General features: G+C 68.6%; 18 protein-coding genes. 16 read left to right on the plus strand and 2 right to left on the minus strand.

What is annotated here, in order from left to right:
• Positions 1-24: 24 nt before the first annotated feature.
• The 6 genes from AL072_RS16515 (at position 25) to AL072_RS16540 (ending at position 6,055) form a co-directional block, all read left to right on the plus strand.
• Positions 25-936, plus strand: a complete 912-nt coding sequence (locus tag AL072_RS16515; RefSeq protein WP_082109047.1) for a 3-hydroxyacyl-CoA dehydrogenase family protein — start codon at positions 25-27, stop codon at positions 934-936.
• A gap of 74 nt (positions 937-1,010) precedes the next feature.
• The gene (gene kce, locus AL072_RS16520) at positions 1,011-1,949 is read left to right on the plus strand and encodes a 3,5-dioxohexanoate:acetyl-CoA acetone transferase (RefSeq protein WP_045583136.1); all 939 of its coding nucleotides are present in this window, start codon (positions 1,011-1,013) and stop codon (positions 1,947-1,949) included.
• A gap of 32 nt (positions 1,950-1,981) precedes the next feature.
• Complete coding sequence (locus AL072_RS16525) at positions 1,982-2,761, plus strand: 3-hydroxybutyrate dehydrogenase (protein ID WP_045583135.1); 780 nt, start codon at positions 1,982-1,984, stop codon at positions 2,759-2,761.
• Between the two features lie 100 nt (positions 2,762-2,861).
• Complete coding sequence (locus AL072_RS16530; protein WP_045583134.1) at positions 2,862-4,064, plus strand: ABC transporter substrate-binding protein; 1,203 nt, start codon at positions 2,862-2,864, stop codon at positions 4,062-4,064.
• Between the two features lie 173 nt (positions 4,065-4,237).
• Entirely contained in the window at positions 4,238-5,101 is an 864-nt protein-coding gene (locus tag AL072_RS16535) for a tellurite resistance TerB family protein (protein ID WP_052710115.1), read from the plus strand.
• A gap of 114 nt (positions 5,102-5,215) precedes the next feature.
• Positions 5,216-6,055 (plus strand): isocitrate lyase/PEP mutase family protein, encoded by an 840-nt coding sequence (locus tag AL072_RS16540; RefSeq protein WP_045583133.1) that lies wholly within the window; start codon positions 5,216-5,218, stop codon positions 6,053-6,055.
• Between the two features lie 37 nt (positions 6,056-6,092).
• Here the strand turns inward: AL072_RS16540 and AL072_RS16545 are convergent, their stop codons facing one another.
• Positions 6,093-6,962 carry a LysR family transcriptional regulator gene (locus tag AL072_RS16545; RefSeq protein WP_245636894.1) on the minus strand — a complete coding sequence of 290 codons (870 nt, stop codon included), beginning with the start codon at positions 6,960-6,962 and terminating at the stop codon, positions 6,093-6,095.
• Positions 6,963-7,130: 168 nt separating this feature from the next.
• Between AL072_RS16545 and AL072_RS16550 the strand changes: the two genes are divergently transcribed.
• The 4 genes from AL072_RS16550 (at position 7,131) to kduD (ending at position 11,128) form a co-directional block, all read left to right on the plus strand.
• Positions 7,131-8,150: a zinc-dependent alcohol dehydrogenase family protein gene (locus AL072_RS16550; protein WP_045583132.1), complete on the plus strand. Its 1,020-nt coding sequence runs from the start codon at positions 7,131-7,133 to the stop codon at positions 8,148-8,150.
• Positions 8,151-8,386: 236 nt separating this feature from the next.
• Complete coding sequence (gene kdgT, locus AL072_RS16555; protein ID WP_045583131.1) at positions 8,387-9,409, plus strand: 2-keto-3-deoxygluconate transporter; 1,023 nt, start codon at positions 8,387-8,389, stop codon at positions 9,407-9,409.
• A gap of 107 nt (positions 9,410-9,516) precedes the next feature.
• A complete protein-coding gene (gene kduI / locus AL072_RS16560; RefSeq protein ID WP_045583130.1) occupies positions 9,517-10,353 on the plus strand; it encodes a 5-dehydro-4-deoxy-D-glucuronate isomerase in 837 nt (278 codons plus the stop codon).
• Between the two features lie 16 nt (positions 10,354-10,369).
• Complete coding sequence (gene kduD / locus AL072_RS16565) at positions 10,370-11,128, plus strand: 2-dehydro-3-deoxy-D-gluconate 5-dehydrogenase KduD (RefSeq protein ID WP_045583129.1); 759 nt, start codon at positions 10,370-10,372, stop codon at positions 11,126-11,128.
• Between the two features lie 80 nt (positions 11,129-11,208).
• Here the strand turns inward: kduD and AL072_RS16570 are convergent, their stop codons facing one another.
• On the minus strand, positions 11,209-12,264 hold the full coding sequence (locus AL072_RS16570) for a LysR family transcriptional regulator (protein WP_144428264.1): 1,056 nt from the start codon (positions 12,262-12,264) through the stop codon (positions 11,209-11,211).
• A gap of 134 nt (positions 12,265-12,398) precedes the next feature.
• Here AL072_RS16570 and AL072_RS16575 point away from each other — a divergent pair, with 134 nt between their 5' ends.
• From AL072_RS16575 to tkt, 6 genes are all read left to right on the plus strand, one after another.
• Positions 12,399-13,880 (plus strand): form I ribulose bisphosphate carboxylase large subunit, encoded by a 1,482-nt coding sequence (locus AL072_RS16575; RefSeq protein WP_045583128.1) that lies wholly within the window; start codon positions 12,399-12,401, stop codon positions 13,878-13,880.
• A 13-nt stretch (positions 13,881-13,893) separates the two neighbouring features.
• Positions 13,894-14,349, plus strand: a complete 456-nt coding sequence (locus tag AL072_RS16580; protein WP_245636895.1) for a ribulose bisphosphate carboxylase small subunit — start codon at positions 13,894-13,896, stop codon at positions 14,347-14,349.
• Positions 14,339-15,289, plus strand: a complete 951-nt coding sequence (cbbX, locus tag AL072_RS16585) for a CbbX protein (protein ID WP_245636896.1) — start codon at positions 14,339-14,341, stop codon at positions 15,287-15,289. Before AL072_RS16580 ends, cbbX begins: the two co-directional genes overlap by 11 nt.
• Before the next feature lie 46 nt (positions 15,290-15,335).
• On the plus strand, positions 15,336-16,448 hold the full coding sequence (locus AL072_RS16590) for a class 1 fructose-bisphosphatase (protein WP_045583126.1): 1,113 nt from the start codon (positions 15,336-15,338) through the stop codon (positions 16,446-16,448).
• 13 nt (positions 16,449-16,461) lie between these two features.
• The gene (locus AL072_RS16595) at positions 16,462-17,337 is read left to right on the plus strand and encodes a phosphoribulokinase (RefSeq protein ID WP_045583125.1); all 876 of its coding nucleotides are present in this window, start codon (positions 16,462-16,464) and stop codon (positions 17,335-17,337) included.
• A gap of 219 nt (positions 17,338-17,556) precedes the next feature.
• Positions 17,557-19,602, plus strand: a complete 2,046-nt coding sequence (tkt, locus tag AL072_RS16600; RefSeq protein WP_082109046.1) for a transketolase — start codon at positions 17,557-17,559, stop codon at positions 19,600-19,602.
• The last annotated feature ends 3 nt before the right edge of the window (positions 19,603-19,605 follow it).

Consider the following 19,605-nt stretch of genomic DNA (forward strand, 5'->3'; position numbering starts at 1 on the left):
TGCGAAGGGGGGAATGCACAGACCATGACACACCAGCGCATCGCCATCATCGGCGCCGGGATGATGGGGCAGGGGATCGCGCAGGCCTTCGCCGCCGCCGGACACCATGTCGACATCCAGGAGCCCGACGCCGGCCGCCGGGCCGGCATCCTCGACCGCATCCGCCGCACCCTCGGGGAGGCGGGTCAGGACCTCGCCGCCGCCGACCGCATCCACCCGCGCGAGACGCTGGAGCAGGCGGTCGCCGCCGCCGACATCGTCATCGAGGCGGTGCCCGAGGATCTCGCCCTCAAGCAGCGCATCCTCGCAGCGGCCGAGGCGGCGGCGCCGCCTCACGCGCTTCTCGCCAGCAACACGTCGGTCATCCCGATCACCCGGATCATGGAGCCGCTGCGCGATCGGACCCGTGCGCTCGGCACCCACTGGTGGAACCCGGCCCATCTGATCCCGCTGGTCGAGGTGGTGCGGACGCGCGACACCGCCGATGCGGCGGTCGCCGCGATGACCGCCCTGCTGAGTTCCATCGGCAAGATGCCGGTCGAGGTGCGCAAGGACGTTCCCGGCTTCATCGGCAACCGCCTGCAGCATGCATTGTGGCGCGAGGCCATCGCGCTGGTCCAGGACGGCGTCTGCGACGCCGAGACGGTCGATACCGTGGTGAAGGCCAGCTTCGGCCGGCGGCTCGCCGTGCTGGGGCCGCTGGAGAACGCCGATCTCGTCGGCACCGACCTCACGCTGGCGGTGCATGGCCATGTCCTGCCCGACCTCGACCGCACGCCGGGCCCGCAGCCCTTCCTGCGCGATCTGGTCGCCTCCGGGCGACTCGGCATGAAGTCCGGCGCGGGCTTCCGGAACTGGACCGACGCCGAGCGGGAAGAGACCGCCGCCCGTCTCGCCACCCATCTCCAACGCCTGGACCAGCTCGAGCGGGGATAGCCGCCCGCCACCCCAGACCCCGCACTCTAACCGTCCGCAGCCTTCCCGGCCGGACCCGCACAGGAGGGCCTTCCATGGCCGCATCGAAGAAGAAGGTCATCATCAGCTGCGCGCTGACCGGATCGATCCACACCCCCACCATGTCGGATGCCCTGCCGGTCACGCCGGACGAGATCGTCGAACAGGGCGTCGGCGCGGCGGAGGCCGGCGCGGCGATCCTGCACCTGCACGCCCGCGATCCCCGCACCGGGCAGCCGACCCCCGATCCGTCGGTGTTCATGCAGTTCCTGCCGCGGCTGAAGCAGTCCACCGACGCGGTGCTGAACATCACCACCGGCGGCTCGCTGAACATGACGGTGCAGGAGCGGCTCGCCGCCCCGCTGCTGGCCAAGCCGGAAATGTGCTCGCTCAACATGGGGTCGATGAATTTCGGCATCTTCCCGCTGGCCGACCGCTACAAGGACTGGAAGCACGACTGGGAAGAGCCCTATCTGCGCAGCACCGACGACTTCATCTTCCGCAACACCTTCCGCGACATCGCCTACATCCTGGAGCACCTCGGCGAGGGCTGCGGCACGCGGTTCGAGTTCGAATGCTATGATGTCGGGCACCTCTACAACCTCGCGCATTTCCTCGACCGCGGGCTGGTGAAGACGCCGCTGTTCATCCAGACCATCTTCGGCATCCTCGGCGGCATCGGCGCGGAGGAACGCAACCTCGTCTTCATGCGCGAGACCGCCGACCGGTTGTTCGGCAAGGATTACGAATGGTCGGTGCTGGCCGCCGGCCGCCACCAGATCCCCTTCACCACCATGGCGGCGGTGATGGGCGGCAACGTCCGCGTCGGGCTGGAGGACAGCCTCTATCTCGCCAAGGGCCGGCTCGCCCGCAACAGCGCCGAGCAGGTGGCGAAGATCCGCCGCATCCTGGAAGAGCTGTCGCTGGAGGTCGCCACACCCGAGGAGGCGCGCGCCATGCTCGATCTCAAGGGCGCCGACCAGGTGGCGTTCTGACGCGATATCATCCGACCGAGGAACGAACAGACATGCAGAACAGAATTGCCGTCGTCACCGGCTCCACCAGCGGCATCGGTCTGGCGACGGTGCGCGAGCTTGCCGGCCGGGGCTGCGACGTGATGGTCAACGGCTTTGGCGACCGCGCGGAGATCGACCGCAACTGCGCCGAGATCGCCGAGCGCAGCGGCAGCCGGATCGTCTATTCCGCCGCCGACCTCAGCCGGCCGGAGGAGGCCCGCGCCATGATGGCCGAGGCCGCCCGCCTGCTGGGGCCGGTCGACATCCTGGTCAACAATGCCGGCATCCAGCATGTCGCCGCGCTGCACGAGTTCCCCGACGACAAGTGGGATTTGCTGCTGGCGGTCAATCTCAGCGCCGCCTTCCACACCATCAAGGCGGCGCTGCCGGCGATGCGGGAGCGGCGCTGGGGACGGATCGTCAACACCTCGTCGGTGCTGGGCATGGTGGGGGCGCCGCACAAGCCGGCCTATGTCGCCGCCAAGCACGGCATCATCGGCCTGACCAAGTCGGTGTCGATCGAGGTCGCGCCCCACGGCATCACCTGCAACGCGGTCTGTCCCGGCACGGTGCTGACCCCGATCATCGAGCGGCAGATCGCCCAGCAGGCGGAGGTCACCGGATTGCCGGAGGACCGGGTGCTGCAGGCGGTGTTCCTGGAGAAGATGCCGACCGGCCGGCTGATCGCCCCGGAGGAGGTCGCCTCCGCCATCGCCTTCCTGTGTTCCGACACCGCAGGCTCGATCACCGGAACGGCCCTTCCGGTCGATGGCGGTTATACCACCCACTGATACCGGGCCACTGACATCGGGCAACCGATATCCGCCCCCCGATCCCGGTCGGGGGGCGGGCGTCCCAAACACCAAGAACCGTCCAATTAGGGAGCGAACCATGCGCACACTGCTTCTCGCCGGCGCCGCCCTGGCCGCCCTGGCCTCCGGCACCGCCCAGGCCCAGATGTCCGACAACGTCATCAAGATCGGCATGCTGTCCGACCGCTCCGGCATCTACGCCGACATCAACGGCGAAGGGTCGGCGATCGCCGCCCGGATGGCGGCCGAGGAGTTCGGCAATGCCGTCAACGGCACCAAGATCGAGATCATCGTCGGCGACCACCAGAACAAGGCGGACATCGCCGCCAACCTGGCCCGCCAGTGGATCGACACCGAGAAGGTCGACGTCGTCGGCGACGTGCCGAACTCGGCCGCCGCGCTGGCGGTGCAGGCGATCACGCGGGACAAGAAGCGCCTCTTCCTGATGTCCGGCCCCGGTTCGACCGACCTGACCGGCAAGGAATGCAGCCCCTACGGCTTCCAGTGGACCTGGGACAACCATTCCGTGGCCTCCGCCACCGCCCGCGCGCTGGTCGAGCAGGGCCGCAAGAGCTGGTTCTTCATCACCGCCGACTATGCCTTCGGCCATTCGCTGGAAGCCGAGGCGGTCAACACGGTCAAGCAGCTCGGCGGCACCATCAAGGGCAGCGTGCGCCATCCGCTGGGCGCGTCCGACTTCTCCTCCTACCTGCTGCAGGCGCAGGCGTCGGGTGCCGAGGTGGTGGCCTTCGCCAATGCCGGCGGCGACACCATCAATGCCGTCAAGCAGGCGGCCGAGTTCGGCATTCCCCAGGGCGGCCAGACGCTTGCCGGCCTGTTGCTGAACGTCAACGACATCCATGCGCTCGGGCTGGAGACCGCGCAGAGCCTGATGTTCGCCAACTCCTTCTATTGGGACATGACCGACGAGACCCGCGCCTGGTCGAAGAAGTTCGAGGAGCGCACCGGGCGCAAGCCGTCGATGAACCAGGCCGGCGTCTATTCGGCGGTCCGGCATTACCTGAAGGCGGTCAAGGAGGCCGGCACCGACGATACCGACAAGGTGGCGGCCAAGATGCGGTCCATGCCGATCACCGACATGATGATGAAGGACGCGAAGATCGCCGCCAACGGCCGGATCCTCAACGACATGTATCTGGCCCAGGTGAAGACGCCGGCCGAATCCAAGTATGCCTGGGACTATTTCAAGATCGTCAAGACGGTTCCCGCCGCGCAGGCCTACATCGACCCGAAGGCCAGCGGCTGCCCGCTGGTCAAGTGACGCTCGCCAGGTGATGTCCGGGGCCGTTCGAACGGCGGCCCCGCCTTTCCCCCGCCGCTCTTGCGGGGGACACCGGTTTCAATGGCCGCGGCCGTCCCCATCTCTACGGCTCCCGTCCGCGGCACACCGCTGCGGCCGGGATGTGTCATCCGCAGCCGGCAGGGAAGGGAACGATGAGCAACCTCAGCAAAGTCCTCGGCGTCATCATGGCCAACGGGCTCGGCGGCCACACCGGCCGGGGGCCGGCCTTCGCCGCCGCGATGCCCCTGCTCCTCGGCAAGAAGGGCAGGAAGAAGATGAAGGGCAAGTACGGCCACGGCTATGGCATGCCCCATGCTGCGGCCGGCGGCTCGGGACTTTTGCAGAAGGCGGGCCTCGCCTCGCTCGCCTATCTCGCCTACCGGGCCTACCAGGACAGCCGGACGCCGGCCGCTCCGGGCCATCACCCATCGGGGCAGCCATCGGGGCCGGCTCCGGCTCCGGCTCCGTCGGCGGGCGGACCGCTGGGGGGCATCCTCGACCGGCTGGGGCTCGGCGGTGTGCTGGGCGGCGCGCTGGGCGGCGGTGCCGGGGGCGGCACAGTGGGCGGTGCACTGGGCGGCATATTGGGCGGAGCGGCAGGAAAGGCCGGCGGCGGCGGCCTCGGCGACCGTCTGGCAGGCGTGCTGCGCGGCGGCCCGCCGGAACCGGATCTCGGCGACGCCAAGGCGCTTCTGCTGATCCGCGCGATGATCGCGGCGGCCAATGCCGACGGCCGGATCTCGCCCGACGAGCAGCGGCGCATTCTCGACAGCCTCGACGCTGCCCAGGCCGAGCCGGAGGACCGCCGCATCGTCGAGGCCGAGCTGCGGGCGCCGCGGCCGCTGGACGAGATCGTCCGCGACGTCCACGATCCCGAGACGGCCGAACAGGTCTATCTGGCGTCCGAACTGGCGGTGCGCGGCGGCAGCGAGGTCGACCGCCAGTATCTTGCCTATCTCGCCTCCCGGCTCGGCCTGTCCGAGGACAGCCGCCGCGAGATCGATTCGATGGTCTGACCGGCGCGGCCCGGCACCCGCGTCGTCGGCCGATGGACTGCGCGGGCGTACTGCCGTAGCGTGGGAGGAAAGGCCGGCCGCGCCCGCGCCGCCCTTCCAGCAAAAGAGACCGTGATGGCCGACCGCCGCCAAGCCCGCGCCGTGTTCTCCGACCTCCACCGGGACGGCTGTTTCGTCATTCCCAATCCGTGGGATGCCGGCAGCGCGCTGATGCTGGAAAATCTCGGCTTCCGCGCCCTGGCCACCACCTCGGCGGGGTTCGCCTTCTCGCGCGGGCTGCCCGATGCCGATTGGGCGGTGCCGTGCGCGGACATGCTGTCCCACATCGCCGACATCGTCCGGGCGACCGCCCTGCCGGTGAACGCCGACTTCGAATCCGGCTATGCCCATGACCTCGACGGGCTGGCCCGCAATTTGCGGCTCTGTGCCGACACCGGCGTCGCCGGCCTGTCGGTGGAGGACGCCACCGGCGATCCGTCGAAGCCGCTGTATGATTTCACTCACGCCGTCGAGCGGATCGCCGCGGCGGCGGAGGCGCTGCGCGGCACTGGCATCCTGCTGACCGCCCGCTGCGAAGCCCTGCTGGTCGACCACCCGGCGGCCGTCGAGGAGGTGCTGCGCCGGCTGCCGGCCTATGCGGCGGCGGGAGCCGACGTCCTCTATGCGCCGGGCCTGCGCACGCCGGACATCATCGAGGCGGCGGTCGCTGCGGTGGGGCCGAAGCCGCTCAACCTGCTGGTCTCCGCGCCGATCGGCCTGACGGTTGAGCAGATCGCCGGACTGGGCGTGCGGCGGATCAGCCTTGGCAGCGCGCTGAGCCGCGCCGCGTGGGGCGGCTTCCTGCGTGCGGCGCGCATGCTGGCCGACGAGGGCCGTTTCGACGCCCTGGCCGAGGCCGAGCCGTTCGACGCCCTCAACGGGTTCTTCCGGACGCACGGCCGAAGCCCCGGTTGAGTGGGGCGCGCATCGCTCCGGTCCGCGGGAGCGGCCTTCAGACTGAAACTCTCATGAAGTCGATAAAAGCCCTCACGGAAGCAGGCATGTGCGTCCGTTCTGAGTAGTAGAGATGAAAACCCGGGAAAACTCTGCACAAGGGTTCCAATACCCGGACAAGTTTTCCATTTTCAAGGAAAGGCATTACGAAATCTTCAATCAGGTAGGCCAGTCCAAGCCCTTCGCACGCTGCCGCCAAAAGAAGATCCGTATCATTGGCAGTCAGCACATTCTCGACATCGATATCGATCACACCATCGACGTCGGCGAACCGCCATGGGTACAGAACTCCGGTATCTTTCCATTTGTAGGTAAGGCACATGTGGTCTTTCAGATCGGCCAGGATTTCGGGCCGCCGCCGGCCGGCGAAATAGGACGGGGAGCCGACAACCGCCATTCGAAGATCGGGCGTGATGCGAACTGCGACCATATCGCGACTGATTTGACCGCCGATGCGGACACCGGCATCGAAGCCCTGCGCAACCACATCCGTAATGTCGTTGTCGATCGCCAGATCCAGGCGGATCTCCGGGTAAGTGGATCGGAACCGCGCCAGTCTGGGCAGGATGGCAATCCGTGCCGCGATGCTCGGCAGGTTGACCCGCACCACGCCTTTTGGCGTTTCCTGATAGGCTCCGACCGCCAGAACGGCCTCGTCCATGCCCGTCATCATCGGCGTGACGCGATCGTAGAGAACGCGCCCTGCTTCCGTCAGTCCGACACTCCGGGTCGTCCGGTTGAGAAGGCGCACGCCAAGGCGGCTTTCAAGAGATCGGACTGTGCGGCTCAGCGCCGACGGCGACATCGCGAGCCGCCTGGCAGCGCGCCCGAACGCCCGTTCCTGGCAGACGGTGACGAACGCCTTCAACTGCGTGAATTCCGTTCCGTTCATTATGGCGGCCCAATGCAATACTTCATGCCGGATAGGTACCATACACAGGCATAATTGCGAGCTGCATAGTCCTCCCGATGACACGCAGGGCGTCCGACATGGTGCCGGACGCCGTGCGTGGTCAGGGATGGGATGGAGCGGCAAATGACGACGATGAAACGCTGGGAAATCGATGCGATAGGCAAGCAGAGCCTCAGGCTGAACGATGTCGGGATCCCCCGGCCCGGCCTGCGGGAGGTTCTGGTGAGGGTCAATGCGGTGGCGCTGAACTATCGCGACAAGATGGTCGTCGAGACCGGCCGCGGGCTGCCGCTGACATTCCCTTTCACGCCCGGCTCCGACCTTGCCGGCGAAGTGGTGGCGCTCGGCGAAGGCGCAAGCCGCTTCGGATTGGGCATGAAGGTCATCTCCACGCCGACCCCGGACTGGATCGACGGGTTGCGTGCCGGTACCGCCCGCAAGCCTGCGTATCAAACCCTGGGCGGCTTTTATCCGGGTGTGCTTGCCGAGTATGTCGCCATGCCGGAGGAATGGTTCGCCCCGTCGCCGGAAACGCTCGAGCCATGGCAGGCCTGCGCGCTTCCGGTCGCCGGCCTCACGGCCTGGTTTGCGCTTGTCGAGCGGGCCGGGGTACAGGCGGGCGACACGGTTCTGATCCCCAGCACGGGCGGGGTCGCGCTTTTCGGAATGCAGATCGCCAAGGCCAACGGTGCCAGGGTGATCGTCTGCGGTCAGCCTGAATACGAGGCACGCGCGAAGGCGCTCGGCGCGGATCATTTCATCGACGCCGGCAGCGACTGGGTGGAAGCCGTCTACCGGCTCACCTCCGAGCGCGGCGTGGATATCGTGCTGGAGGTCATCGGCGGCAAACATCTCGGTCGGTCAGTGCAGGTCACGGCGGTGGGTGGCCGTGTCTGTCAGATCGGCGCGCTCGACGGCTGGGACATCCAGGCACCCGCAATGCCCTTGATGCTCAAGGACATCACGATCCATGGGATCGGAACCGGCAGCAGAAGGGCTCTGGAGCGGCTGGTCCGTGCGGTCGATCGAACGGGCATCAAGCCGGTCGTCGACTCCCGCTATCCGCTCGCCGACCTTCCTGCCGCGTTCGACCGTCTGGACCGGGGACCATTCGGCAAGATCGTCATCGACGTCATGTCATAGACTGCGCCGCGGCCCGGCTTGCGGGATGAGGTCCGGCGCTTGCTGCCCCGCCGGACCGATGCGCAAGCCCCGCCGCCGAATTCCGCATCCCGATTGATCCAGGTCAAAGGCGGTCGCAGCGCTGCGTACTAGTATACTAGTACACACCAAGCCACCGCGGCGAACCGGCCGCACGCTCCCGGCGGACAAACCCGAAGCGGACCAGCCCAGAGCGGGCAACTCAGGAGCCCAGCGCCATGAACATCAAGAAGCGCATCGACCGCATCCCCGGCGGGATGATGATCGTTCCCCTGTTTCTCGGGGCGTGCCTCAACACCTTCGCGCCCACCACCGGCAAGTTCTTCGGGTCCTTCACCAACGGGCTGATCACCGGCACGCTGCCGATCCTGTCGGTCTGGTTCTTCTGCATCGGCGCCAGCATCAGCCTGAAGGCCACCCCGCTGGTGCTGCGCAAGAGCGGCGTCCTGGTCTCGGTCAAGATCATCACCGCCGCGCTGGCCGGCGTCGTCGCCTCCTGGTTCATCCCGACCGAGGGCATCAGCTCGGGCTTCCTCACCGGCCTGTCGGTGCTGGCGATCATCGCCGCGATGAACGACACCAACGGCGGCATGTACATGGCGCTGATGCAGCAGTACGGCACCAAGGAGGAGGCCGGCGCCTTCTGCCTGATGTGCCTGGAATCCGGCCCCTTCATGACCATGGTCACGCTGGGCATCGCCGGTCTGGCCGTCTTCCCGTGGCAGACCATGGTCGGTGCGCTGCTGCCCTTCGTCATCGGCTTCGCGCTCGGCAACCTCGACAAGGATCTGCGTGCCTTCTTCACCCAGGGCGTCGGCGTGATGGTGCCCTTCTTCGCCTTCGCGCTGGGCAACAACCTGAACTTCACGACGATCCTGAACACCGGCCTGCTCGGCATCGTGCTCGGCGTCGGCGTCATCATCGTCACCGGCACCACGCTGGTCCTGGCCGACATCTTCCTGGCCAAGGGCAACGGCACCGCCGGCATCGGCGCCGCCTCCACCGCCGGGGCCGCCGTCACCGTCCCGCCGATCATCGCCTCGATCGAGCCGTCCTTCGCCCCGAGCGCCCCGGCCGCCACCGCCCTGGTCGCCACCAGCGTCGTCGTCACCGCCTTGCTGACCCCGCCGCTGACCGCCTGGTGGGCCCGCCGCTTCGGCGTGCTGTCGCCCCGCTACCTGGCCGCCGAGGCCGCCAAGGCCGGCACCCCGGTTTCCACCCAGGCCGTTGCCGCCGAGTGACGCACATCCCGGCCCCGGCAGTCCCCCACGGGAGGGCAGCCGGGGCCGCCCGATTTTACCCGGGCGTCCGCGCCAGCCGCGCCGCCCGCCCTGAGAGGACCGCCGCCATGAAAATCTCCACCCGCTACGACACCCATCCGGCCGACGCGCGCGGCTACGACACCCAGACCCTGCGCGACCGTTTCCTCATCGAATCGATCTTCCAGCCCGACGACATCGTCCTGACCTACAGCCATGTCGACCGCGTCGTCGCCGGCGGCGCCATGCCGGTGTCCGCCCCGCTCGCCCTGGTGTCGGCCAAGGAGATCGGCAGCGACACGTTCCTGGAGCGTCGCGAGCTCGGCCTGTTCAACGTCGGCGGTGCCGGGCGGGTGACGGTCGACGGCAGCGTCTACGACCTCGACACCCGCGACGCGCTCTATGTCGCCATGGGCAGCGTCGACGTCCGCTTCGAGAGCCTGGACCCTGCCAGCCCGGCCAAGTTCTATCTGGTCAGCACGCCGGCCCATGCCCGGTTCGAGACGATGAAGATCTCGGCCGCCCAGGCCAAGACCCGCAATCTCGGCGAGACGGCGACCGGCAACAAGCGGACCCTCTACCAGATGATCCACCCCGACGTGGTGCGCACCGCGCAGCTGGTCATGGGGCTGACCATGCTGGAAAACGGCAACATGTGGAACAGCATGCCCTGCCACACCCACGAGCGGCGCTGCGAGGTCTATTTCTACTTCGACCTGCCGGAGAGCGCGCGGCTGTTCCACGTCATGGGCGAGCCGACCGAGACCCGCCACATCATGGTCGCCAACGAGCAGGCGGTGATCTCGCCCTCCTGGTCGATCCATTGCGGCGTCGGCACCCACAATTACTCGTTCATCTGGGCGATGGGCGGCGACAACCAGACCTTCGACGACATGGACCAGGTTGCCCTGGCCGACATGCGCTGAACCGGAGACGAAGACCATGAGCACTTCATTCGACCTGAGCGGCAAGGTGGCGCTGGTCACCGGCGCCAACACCGGAATCGGCCAGGGCATCGCCGTGGCGCTGGCCACTGCCGGCGCCGACATCGCCGCCGTCGACGTCGTGTCGCTGGACGAAACCAAGGTGCTGGTCGAGGCGACCGGCCGCCGGTTCCACGCCATCCACGCCGATTTGACCAGCATCGCCCCGGTGGCGGGGCTGGTCGAGGAAACCGTGGGCACGCTCGGCCAGCTCGACATCCTGGTCAACAATGCCGGGACCATCCGCCGTGCCGACGCCGTCGACTTCAGCGAAGCCGACTGGGATCTGGTGATGAACCTCAACATCAAGACGGTGTTCTTCCTCTGCCAGGCATTCGGCCGCTACGCCATCGGCCAGGGACGCAAGGGCAAGATCGTCAACATCGCCTCGATGCTGTCCTTCCAGGGCGGCATCCGCGTGCCGTCCTACACCGCGTCCAAGAGCGGCGTCGCCGGCATCACCAGGCTGCTGGCCTGCGAGTGGGCGTCGAAGGGCATCAACGTCAACGCCATCGCGCCGGGCTACGTCGCCACCAACAACACCGCCGCGCTGCGTGCCGACGAGAACCGCAGCGCCGAGATCCTGGGCCGCATCCCGGCCGGGCGCTGGAGCCTGCCGTCGGACATCGGCGGCCCGGCGGTGTTCCTGTCCTCGGACGCCGCCGACTACATCCACGGCACCATCCTGCCGGTCGACGGCGGCTGGCTGGCCCGCTGAGCATCTCCCCCCTGCAGATCCCCTCTCCCCCGCTGATCCCTTCTCCCCTGCAAGATCCCCTCTCCCCCCCGGGGAGAGGGTTAGGGTGAGGGGGGCGCGCGGCGGCCCTTTTCCGAGAATCCATCCTGTGCATCCCCCTCACCCCGACCCTCTCCCCGGGGGGGAGAGGGGGATTCCATTGCCTCCGATCCTCCAGCCACCGCCAGCGCCATATGGCTGGCGTGCAGGCCGTCGATGATCGTCTGCCCGCGTTCCAGCAGATAGGCGCGCAGCTGCGCATGGACCGGCAGCAGCGGCAGGCTGCGGCGGTGGGCGACGTACCAGGACCGCATCAGCGGCAGCCCCTCCACCGTCAGCTCGCACAGCATCCCCAGCGCCAGTTCCAGATCCACGGTGTGGCGCGACAACAGGGCGATGCCGATGCCGGCCATCACCGCCTGCTTGATCGTCTCGTTGCTGCTCGACGTCATGACGATGCGCGGCGTGAAGCCGCGGCCCTGGAAATAGGCGTCGGTCAGCGCCCGCGTCCCGGCCCCTTCCTCCCGCGCGATGAAGCCGCAGTCCGCAAGGTCGGACAGCCGCAACCCCGCCGCGCCGGCCAGCGGATGTCCGGGCGCGCAGATGATGACGCTGGGATGCCGCGCGAAGGGCTCGCCCAGCAGTTCATCCTCGTCCAGCGGCCGGCCCATGATGGCGAGGTCGACCTCGCCCTTCGCGACCATCGCGTTCACCTCGCGCCGGTTGCCGTCGCGCAGATGGATCGATACACCCGGCCGTTCCTCGCGAAAGCGCGAGATCATGTGCGGCGCGATGTATTTCGCCGTGCTGACCAGCCCGATGGTGACGTTGCCGCCGGTGACGCCCTTCAGCGCCAGCATCCGCCGGTCGGCATTGTCCAGCGCCTGGAGGATCAGCGTCGCATGCTCCAGCAGGTCGCGCCCGGCCTCGGTCAGCACGACGCCGCGGCCGACCCGCTCGAACAGCGGGAAGCCGCAATGCCCCTCCACCTGCTTGATCTGGAACGAGACCGCGCCCGGCGTCAGGCCGAACTGCTCGGCCACGCGGGCGAAGGACAGGCTGCGGGCGGCGGCGGTGAAGATCTGGAGCTGGCGCAGCGTGGCGTGGTGGATGGTCATCTGCACCCTCGGTGGCAGCCGGGATAGGCGAGAAATCCCTATCCATAATCTGCTGTATATTTGAATTTTCCTCAATAGTACGTGCGTCTAGCATTTGCCGGAACGAACCGAACGGCTCCGGCGAGGTGAAGACGATGAATTACGTATCGACGGTTCCCCCCAGCGAGGCGGTCGTCAGCGATCCCAAGGCCCGCTACCGGCCCGGCGTGCTGAAATACCGCCAGATGGGCTATTGGCAGCCCGACTACGAACCCAAGGACACCGACATCCTGGCCCTGTTCCGCATCACGCCGCAGGACGGCGTCGATCCGGAGGAGGCGGCGGCGGCGGTCGCCGGCGAAAGCTCGACCGCCACCTGGACCGTGGTCTGGACCGACCGGCTGACCGACTGCGAGCGCTACCGCGCCAAGGCCTACCGCGTCGATCCGGTGCCCGGCGCCCCCGGCCAGTATTTCGCTTCCATCGCCTACGAGCTCGACCTGTTCGAGGAGGGCTCGATCGCCAACCTCACCGCGTCGATCATCGGCAACGTCTTCGGCTTCAAGCCGCTGAAGGGGCTGCGGCTGGAGGACATGCGCATCCCGGTCGCCTATCTGAAGACCTTCCAGGGACCGGCCACCGGCATCGTGGTCGAGCGCGAGCGGCTGAACAGCTTCGGCCGGCCGCTGCTCGGCGCCACCATGAAGCCCAAGCTGGGGCTGTCCGGCCGCAACTACGGCCGGGTGGTGTACGAGGCGCTGAAGGGCGGGCTCGACTTCACCAAGGACGACGAGAACATCAATTCCCAGCCCTTCATGCATTGGCGCGACCGCTTCCTCTACTGCATGGAGGGCGTGAACCGCGCGATTGCCGAGACCGGCGAGATCAAGGGCACCTACCTCAACGTCACCGCCGCCACCATGGAGGACATGTACGAGCGCGCCGAGTTCGCCCGCGACCTCGGCAGCGTCATCATCATGATCGATCTGGTGATCGGCTACACCGCCATCCAGTCGATGGCGAAATGGGCGCGGCGCAACGACATGATCCTGCACCTGCACCGCGCCGGCCATTCCACCTACACGAGGCAGAAGAGCCACGGCGTCTCCTTCCGCGTCATCGCCAAATGGATGCGCATGGCCGGCGTCGACCACATCCATGCCGGCACCGTCGTCGGCAAGCTGGAGGGCGACCCCAACGTCATCCGCGGCATCTACGACACCTGCCGCGAGACCCATGTCCCGCAGAATCTCCAGCACGGAATCTTCTTCGACCAGCCTTGGGCCGGGCTGAAGCGGATGATGCCGGTGGCGTCCGGCGGCATCCATGCCGGGCAGATGCACCAGCTGCTGACCTATCTGGGCGAGGATGTCGTCCTCCAGTTCGGCGGCGGCACCATCGGCCATCCCGACGGCATCCAGGCCGGGGCGGTCGCCAACCGCGTCGCGCTGGAGGTGATGGTCAAGGCCCGCAACGAGGGCCGCGACATCTGGAACGAGGGGCCGGAGATCCTGCGCGACGCCGCCCGCTGGTGTGCCCCGCTGCGCGCCGCGCTCGACACCTGGAAGGACGTCACCTTCGACTATGCCTCGACCGACAGCGTCGATTACGTCCCCACCCCAACCGCGGCGATGTGAAGGAGCAAGCCCGATGCGATCGACACCCATGCGGCTTACCCAGGGCCAGTTCTCCTTCCTGCCCGACCTGACGGTGGGCGAGATCACCGCGCAGGTCCAATATGCCCTCGACCAGGGCTGGGCGGTGGCGGTGGAGTTCACCGACGACCCGCACCCGCGCAACAGCTATTGGACGATGTGGGGCAACCCGATGTTTGACCTGCGCGACGCCAAGGGCGTGACGATGGAGATCGACGCCTGCCGCACCGCCCATCCCGACCACTACGTCAAGGTGCTGGCCTTCGACGGCTCGGAGGGGTTCGAGACGGTGCGCATGTCCTTCCTGGTCAACCGCCCGGCGGTCGAGCCCGGTTTCGAGCTGCTGCGCGCCGAGGGGCCGGGCCGGCGCATCGGCTACACGGTGCGCAGCTACGCCACCGGCCGCCCGGCGGGGGAGCGCTATGGTACGGGGACCGGTCATGGCGGCTGAGCCCGGACCTGCCGCCCTCCTCGAACGCACCCCTGACACCGCCGAACCCCTGGCCGCCTCCTCCCCGGCCGCCGAACCCTCCATCGACCTCGACGCGCTCTACCGCCAGTCCGGCATCGGTGACCTGCTGGCCGGGATGGACCGCGAGCTGGTCGGGCTGGTCCCGGTGAAGACCCGCATCCGCGAGATCGCCGCCCTGCTGCTGGTCGAGCGCGCCCGCCGCAGCATCGGCCTCAGGGCGGAGCCCCCGTCGCTGCACATGTGCTTCACCGGCAATCCCGGCACCGGCAAGACCAGCGTCGCCCGCCGGATGGCCGGGCTGCTGCACGGGCTCGGCTACATCCGCCGCAATCATGTGGTCGGCGTCACCCGGGACGATCTGGTCGGCCAGTATATCGGCCACACCGCGCCCAAGACCAAGGAGGTGCTGAAACGCGCCATGGGCGGCGTGCTGTTCATCGACGAGGCCTATTACCTCTACCGGCCGGAGAACGAGCGCGACTACGGCCAGGAGGCCATCGAAATCCTGCTCCAGGTGATGGAGGACAACCGCGACGACCTCGTGGTGATCCTCGCCGGCTACCGCGACCGCATGGAGGTGTTCTTCCGCTCCAACCCCGGCATGGCGTCGCGCATCGCCCACCATGTCGACTTCCCCGACTACGAGGCGTCGGAGCTGCTGGAGATCGCCCGGCTGATGGCAGCCGGCATGCAGTACCGCATGGCGCCGGAGGCCGAGCGGGCGATGTCCGACTACATCGTCCGCCGCATGGCCCAGCCGCGCTTCGCCAACGCCCGCTCGATCCGCAACGCGCTCGACCGTGCCCGGCTGCGCCAGGCCAACCGCCTGTTCGAGGCGCGCGGGGCCGCCATCGCCGCCGCCGATCTTCAGACCATCGCCGAGGAGGACATCCGCAAGAGCCGCGTCTTCACGCAATAGGCCGGCATGAATCCGGCCGCACAAAACGACGAGAGAGGGGGAACCGATGCCGCACCGCCGAACGACCTTCAGCAAATTCATCATCGAGGATCAGCGCCGCCGCGGCGGCCCGGACACCGACCTGACGGCCCTGCTCAACGACGTGCAGACCGCCTGCAAGTTCATCGCCAGCGCCGCCGCGCGCGGCTCGCTGAAGCCGCCGGCCGGCCAGCCCGCCGCCCCGGTTCCCGAACCGGGCGTCAATGTCCATGGCGAGACGCAGAAGCCGCTCGACCTGATCGCCAACGAGATCATGCTGCGCACCTGCGAATATGGCGGCAAGCTCTGCGGCATGGCGTCGGAGGAGATGGACGAGCCCTACCGCATCCCGCGCGAATACCCGCGCGGCCGCTATCTGCTGGCCTTCGACCCGCTGGACGGTTCGTCGAACGTCGACGTCAACCTGACGGTCGGCACCATCTTCTCGATCCTGCGGGCTCCCGATGGCATCGAGGAGCCGGAGGTGGAGCATTTCCTCCAGCCCGGCACCCAGCAGGTGGCGGCCGGATTCGCCCTCTACGGCCCGGCCGACATGATCATCGTCACGCTCGGCGACGGCGTCCACGGCTTCACGCTCGACCGCGAGATCGGCGCCTACACCCTGACCAATCCCGACATGCGCATCCCCGACCATGTCTGCGAGTTCGCCATTAACAGCTCCAACGCCCGCTTCTGGGAACCGCCGGTGCGCTTCTATGTCGAGGAGTGCGTCAAGGGCAGCTCCGGCCCGCGCGAGGCCGACTTCAACATGCGCTGGATCGCCTCGCTGGTGGCGGAGGTCTACCGCATCCTGATCCGCGGCGGCGTTTTCCTCTATCCGCGCGACGCCCGCCCGACCCACAAGCCGGGCCGCCTGCGCCTGCTCTACGAGGCCAACCCCATCGCCATGCTGGTGGAGCAGGCGGGCGGCGCGGCCAGCACCGGCCGGCAGCGCATCCTCGACATCCAGCCGCTGGCCCTGCACCAGCGGGTGCCGGTGATCCTGGGATCGAAAGCCGAGGTGGAGCGGCTGGTCGCCTACCACGCCGCCTACGACCGCGGCGAGGATCTGAGCTTCAAATCGCCGCTGTTCGGCACCCGGTCGCTGTTCCTGGCGCCCGAAACCGCCCCGCTCGGCTGAGGAGACCGCCCCCATGTCGGCCCGTCATCCGATCATCGTCGTCACCGGCTCCTCCGGGGCAGGGACGACCACCGTCACCCGCACCTTCCAGCAGATCTTCCGGCGCGAGGGCGTCGCCGCCGCCATCGTCGAAGGCGACAGCTTCCACCGCTACGACCGCCGGGAGATGCGCGCCAGGGTCGCCGAGGCCCAGGCGGATCCCCAGTCCAGCTTCAGCCATTTCGGCCCCGACGCCAATCTGTTCGAGGAGCTGGACGACCTGTTCCGCAGCTATGGCGAGACCGGCGGCGGCCGGACCCGCAAATACCTGCACGACGTCAAGGAGGCCGAGCCCTACGGCCAGGAACCCGGCACCTTCACCCCCTGGGAGGAGATCGAGCCCGGCACCGACCTGCTGTTCTACGAGGGGCTGCACGGCTGCGTGCGCACCGAGCGCGTCGACCTGTCCCGCCATGCCGACCTGAAGATCGGCGTCGTCCCCATCGTCAACCTCGAATGGATCCAGAAGATCCACCGCGACCGCAACATGCGCGGCTATTCGGAGGAGGCGATCGTCGACACCATCCTGCGGCGCATGCCCGACTATGTGAAATACATCTGCCCGCAGTTCAGCAGCACCGACGTCAATTTCCAGCGGGTGCCGACGGTGGACACCAGCAACCCCTTCATCGCCCGCGACATCCCGACCTCGGACGAGAGCATGCTGGTCATCCGCTTCGCCCGGCCCAAGGGCATCGACTTCCCCTATCTGCTGTCGATGCTGAAGGAGAGCTTCATGACCCGGCCCAACACCATCGTCTGTCCCGGCGACAAGATGGCGCTGGCGATGCAGCTGATCTTCACCCCGATGATCTGGCAACTGGCCGACCGCAAGAAGAAGGCGTTCTGAAGGCGCGCCATACCACCCCCGAATCCCCTCTCCCCCCCGGGGAGAGGGTTAGGGTGAGGGGGACGCGCTGCGGCCCTCCTCCAAGAATCCTCCCATGCATCCCCCTCACCCCGACCCTCTCCCCGGGGGGAGAGGGAGGATTCCCTCCTCTTCAAAAAACGGCCGCACCCCAACCCTCGCGTGCCGCCGGAAAAACACCCACCGGGAAGGACACCGACCATGGATGCCTCCGTCACCACGGCCGCGCCGCTGGCCACTCTCCCCACCCCCGACTCCAACCGCCCCATCGGACGCCGCCTGCTGGCCGACGCGCTGCGCATGCTCGCCGTCGACGCGGTGGAGGCGGCGAAGTCCGGCCATCCCGGCATGCCGATGGGCATGGCCGACATCGCCGAGGCGCTGTGGCGGCGCCATCTGCGCCACAATCCGGCCAACCCGGACTGGCCCGGCCGCGACCGCTTCGTGCTGTCGAACGGCCACGGCTCCATGCTGCTCTACGGCCTGCTGCACCTCACCGGCTACGACCTGCCGATGGACGAGCTGCGCCGCTTCCGCCAGCTGGGCTCGCGCACGCCCGGCCATCCCGAACATGGGCTGACGCCGGGGGTGGAGACGACCACCGGGCCGCTGGGGCAGGGGATCGCCAATGCCGTCGGCATGGCGCTGGCCGAGCGGCTGCTGGGGGCGGAGTTCAACCGGCCGGGGCACAGGATCGTCGATCACCGGACCTTCTGCTTCGTCGGCGACGGCTGCCTGATGGAGGGGATCAGCCACGAGGCCTGTTCGCTGGCCGGCACGCTCGGGCTGGAAAAGCTGGTGCTGTTCTACGACGACAACGGCATCTCCATCGACGGCGCCGTCTCCGGCTGGTTCGCCGACGACACGCCGCGGCGGTTCGAGGCCTATGGCTGGCGGGTGATCCGCGGCGTCGACGGCCACGACACCCACGCCCTGGACGGCGCCATCGCCGGGGCGCTGGAGCCTTGCGGCCGGCCGACCCTGGTCTGTTGCCGGACGGAGATCGGCCACGGCTCCCCCGCCATGGCCGGGACGCCCGAGGCGCACGGCGCCCCGCTCGGCGCCGCCGAGGTGGCGGCGACCAGGGCCGCGCTCGGCTGGACGGCGGCGCCCTTCGACATGCCGCCGGAGGTGCGCGCCGCCTGGGACGCCCGCGGGCGCGGGGCCGCCGCCGAGGCCGAGTGGCAGGCCGGCTTCGACGCCTATGCCGCCACCCATCCGCAGCTTGCGGCCGAGTTCCTGCGCCGCCTGCGCGGCGACCTGCCGGACGGCTTCGCCGCAGCCGCCGATGCCTGGATCGCAGCCGTCGCCGACCGGGCGGAGCCGATGGCGACGCGCAAGGCGTCGCAGCAGGCGATCGGCGTGCTGGCCGGCCTGCTGCCGGAGCTGCTCGGCGGCTCGGCCGACCTGACCGGCTCCACCCTCACCGACTGGCCGGGAAGCGGCGGGCGCCATCTCCATTACGGGGTGCGGGAATTCGCCATGGCGGCGATCATGAACGGCATGGCGCTGCATGGCGGCCTCATTCCCTTCGGCGGCACCTTCCTGGTCTTCTCCGACTATGCCCGCAACGGCCTGCGGCTGTCGGCGCTGATGGGGCTGCGGGTGATCCATGTCTTCACCCATGACGGCATCGGGCTGGGCGAGGACGGGCCGACCCATCAGCCGGTCGAGCAGGCGGCCAGCCTGCGGCTGATCCCCAACCTCGATGTCTGGCGCCCCTGCGACGCGCTGGAAACCGCCGTCGCGTGGCGTGCCGCGGTGGAGCGGACCGGCGGCCCCTCCGCCCTGCTGCTGTCGCGCCAGGGCCTGCCGGCGCAGTCCGGTGCGACCCGCGCCCGCGATGCGGCCCGCGGCGGCTATGTGCTGGCCGATGACGGCGATCCCCGTCTTGTGCTGATCGCCACCGGGTCGGAGGTGCAGATCGCCATGGAGGCCCGGCGCCTGCTCGCCGGCCGCGGCATCGCCGCGCGGGTCGTCTCCATGCCCTGCTGCGAGGTCTTCGCGCGCCAGGATGCGGACTGGCGCTGCGCCGTGCTGCCCGACGGCGTTCCCCGGCTGGCGGTGGAGGCCGGGGCGACCGGCCTGTGGCGCACGTATGTCGGGCTGGAGGGCGACGTGGTCGGGCTCGACCGCTTCGGCGAGTCCGCCCCGGCCGGCGACCTCTACCGCCATTTCGGCATCACTGCCGAAGCCGTGGCGGAGCGCGCCCGGCGGCTCCATCCCGCGCACAGCTCCCCGACCTGACCC

It is taken from the genome of Azospirillum thiophilum (genome assembly GCF_001305595.1).
GTDB classification, from domain to species: Bacteria; Pseudomonadota; Alphaproteobacteria; order Azospirillales; family Azospirillaceae; genus Azospirillum; species Azospirillum thiophilum.

What these genes read in the sequence shown, in the direction of transcription:
- AL072_RS16515 (WP_082109047.1), top strand. Translation starts at nt 25, where the DNA reads ATGACACACCAGCGCATCGCCATCATCGGCGCCGGGATGATGGGGCAG.
- kce (WP_045583136.1), top strand. Translation starts at nt 1,011, where the DNA reads ATGGCCGCATCGAAGAAGAAGGTCATCATCAGCTGCGCGCTGACCGGA.
- AL072_RS16525 (WP_045583135.1), top strand. Translation starts at nt 1,982, where the DNA reads ATGCAGAACAGAATTGCCGTCGTCACCGGCTCCACCAGCGGCATCGGT.
- AL072_RS16530 (WP_045583134.1), top strand. Translation starts at nt 2,862, where the DNA reads ATGCGCACACTGCTTCTCGCCGGCGCCGCCCTGGCCGCCCTGGCCTCC.
- AL072_RS16535 (WP_052710115.1), top strand. Translation starts at nt 4,238, where the DNA reads ATGAGCAACCTCAGCAAAGTCCTCGGCGTCATCATGGCCAACGGGCTC.
- AL072_RS16540 (WP_045583133.1), top strand. Translation starts at nt 5,216, where the DNA reads ATGGCCGACCGCCGCCAAGCCCGCGCCGTGTTCTCCGACCTCCACCGG.
- AL072_RS16550 (WP_045583132.1), top strand. Translation starts at nt 7,131, where the DNA reads ATGACGACGATGAAACGCTGGGAAATCGATGCGATAGGCAAGCAGAGC.
- kdgT (WP_045583131.1), top strand. Translation starts at nt 8,387, where the DNA reads ATGAACATCAAGAAGCGCATCGACCGCATCCCCGGCGGGATGATGATC.
- kduI (WP_045583130.1), top strand. Translation starts at nt 9,517, where the DNA reads ATGAAAATCTCCACCCGCTACGACACCCATCCGGCCGACGCGCGCGGC.
- kduD (WP_045583129.1), top strand. Translation starts at nt 10,370, where the DNA reads ATGAGCACTTCATTCGACCTGAGCGGCAAGGTGGCGCTGGTCACCGGC.
- AL072_RS16570 (WP_144428264.1), bottom strand. Translation starts at nt 12,264, where the DNA reads ATGACCATCCACCACGCCACGCTGCGCCAGCTCCAGATCTTCACCGCC.
- AL072_RS16575 (WP_045583128.1), top strand. Translation starts at nt 12,399, where the DNA reads ATGAATTACGTATCGACGGTTCCCCCCAGCGAGGCGGTCGTCAGCGAT.
- AL072_RS16580 (WP_245636895.1), top strand. Translation starts at nt 13,894, where the DNA reads ATGCGATCGACACCCATGCGGCTTACCCAGGGCCAGTTCTCCTTCCTG.
- cbbX (WP_245636896.1), top strand. Translation starts at nt 14,339, where the DNA reads ATGGCGGCTGAGCCCGGACCTGCCGCCCTCCTCGAACGCACCCCTGAC.
- AL072_RS16590 (WP_045583126.1), top strand. Translation starts at nt 15,336, where the DNA reads ATGCCGCACCGCCGAACGACCTTCAGCAAATTCATCATCGAGGATCAG.
- AL072_RS16595 (WP_045583125.1), top strand. Translation starts at nt 16,462, where the DNA reads ATGTCGGCCCGTCATCCGATCATCGTCGTCACCGGCTCCTCCGGGGCA.
- tkt (WP_082109046.1), top strand. Translation starts at nt 17,557, where the DNA reads ATGGATGCCTCCGTCACCACGGCCGCGCCGCTGGCCACTCTCCCCACC.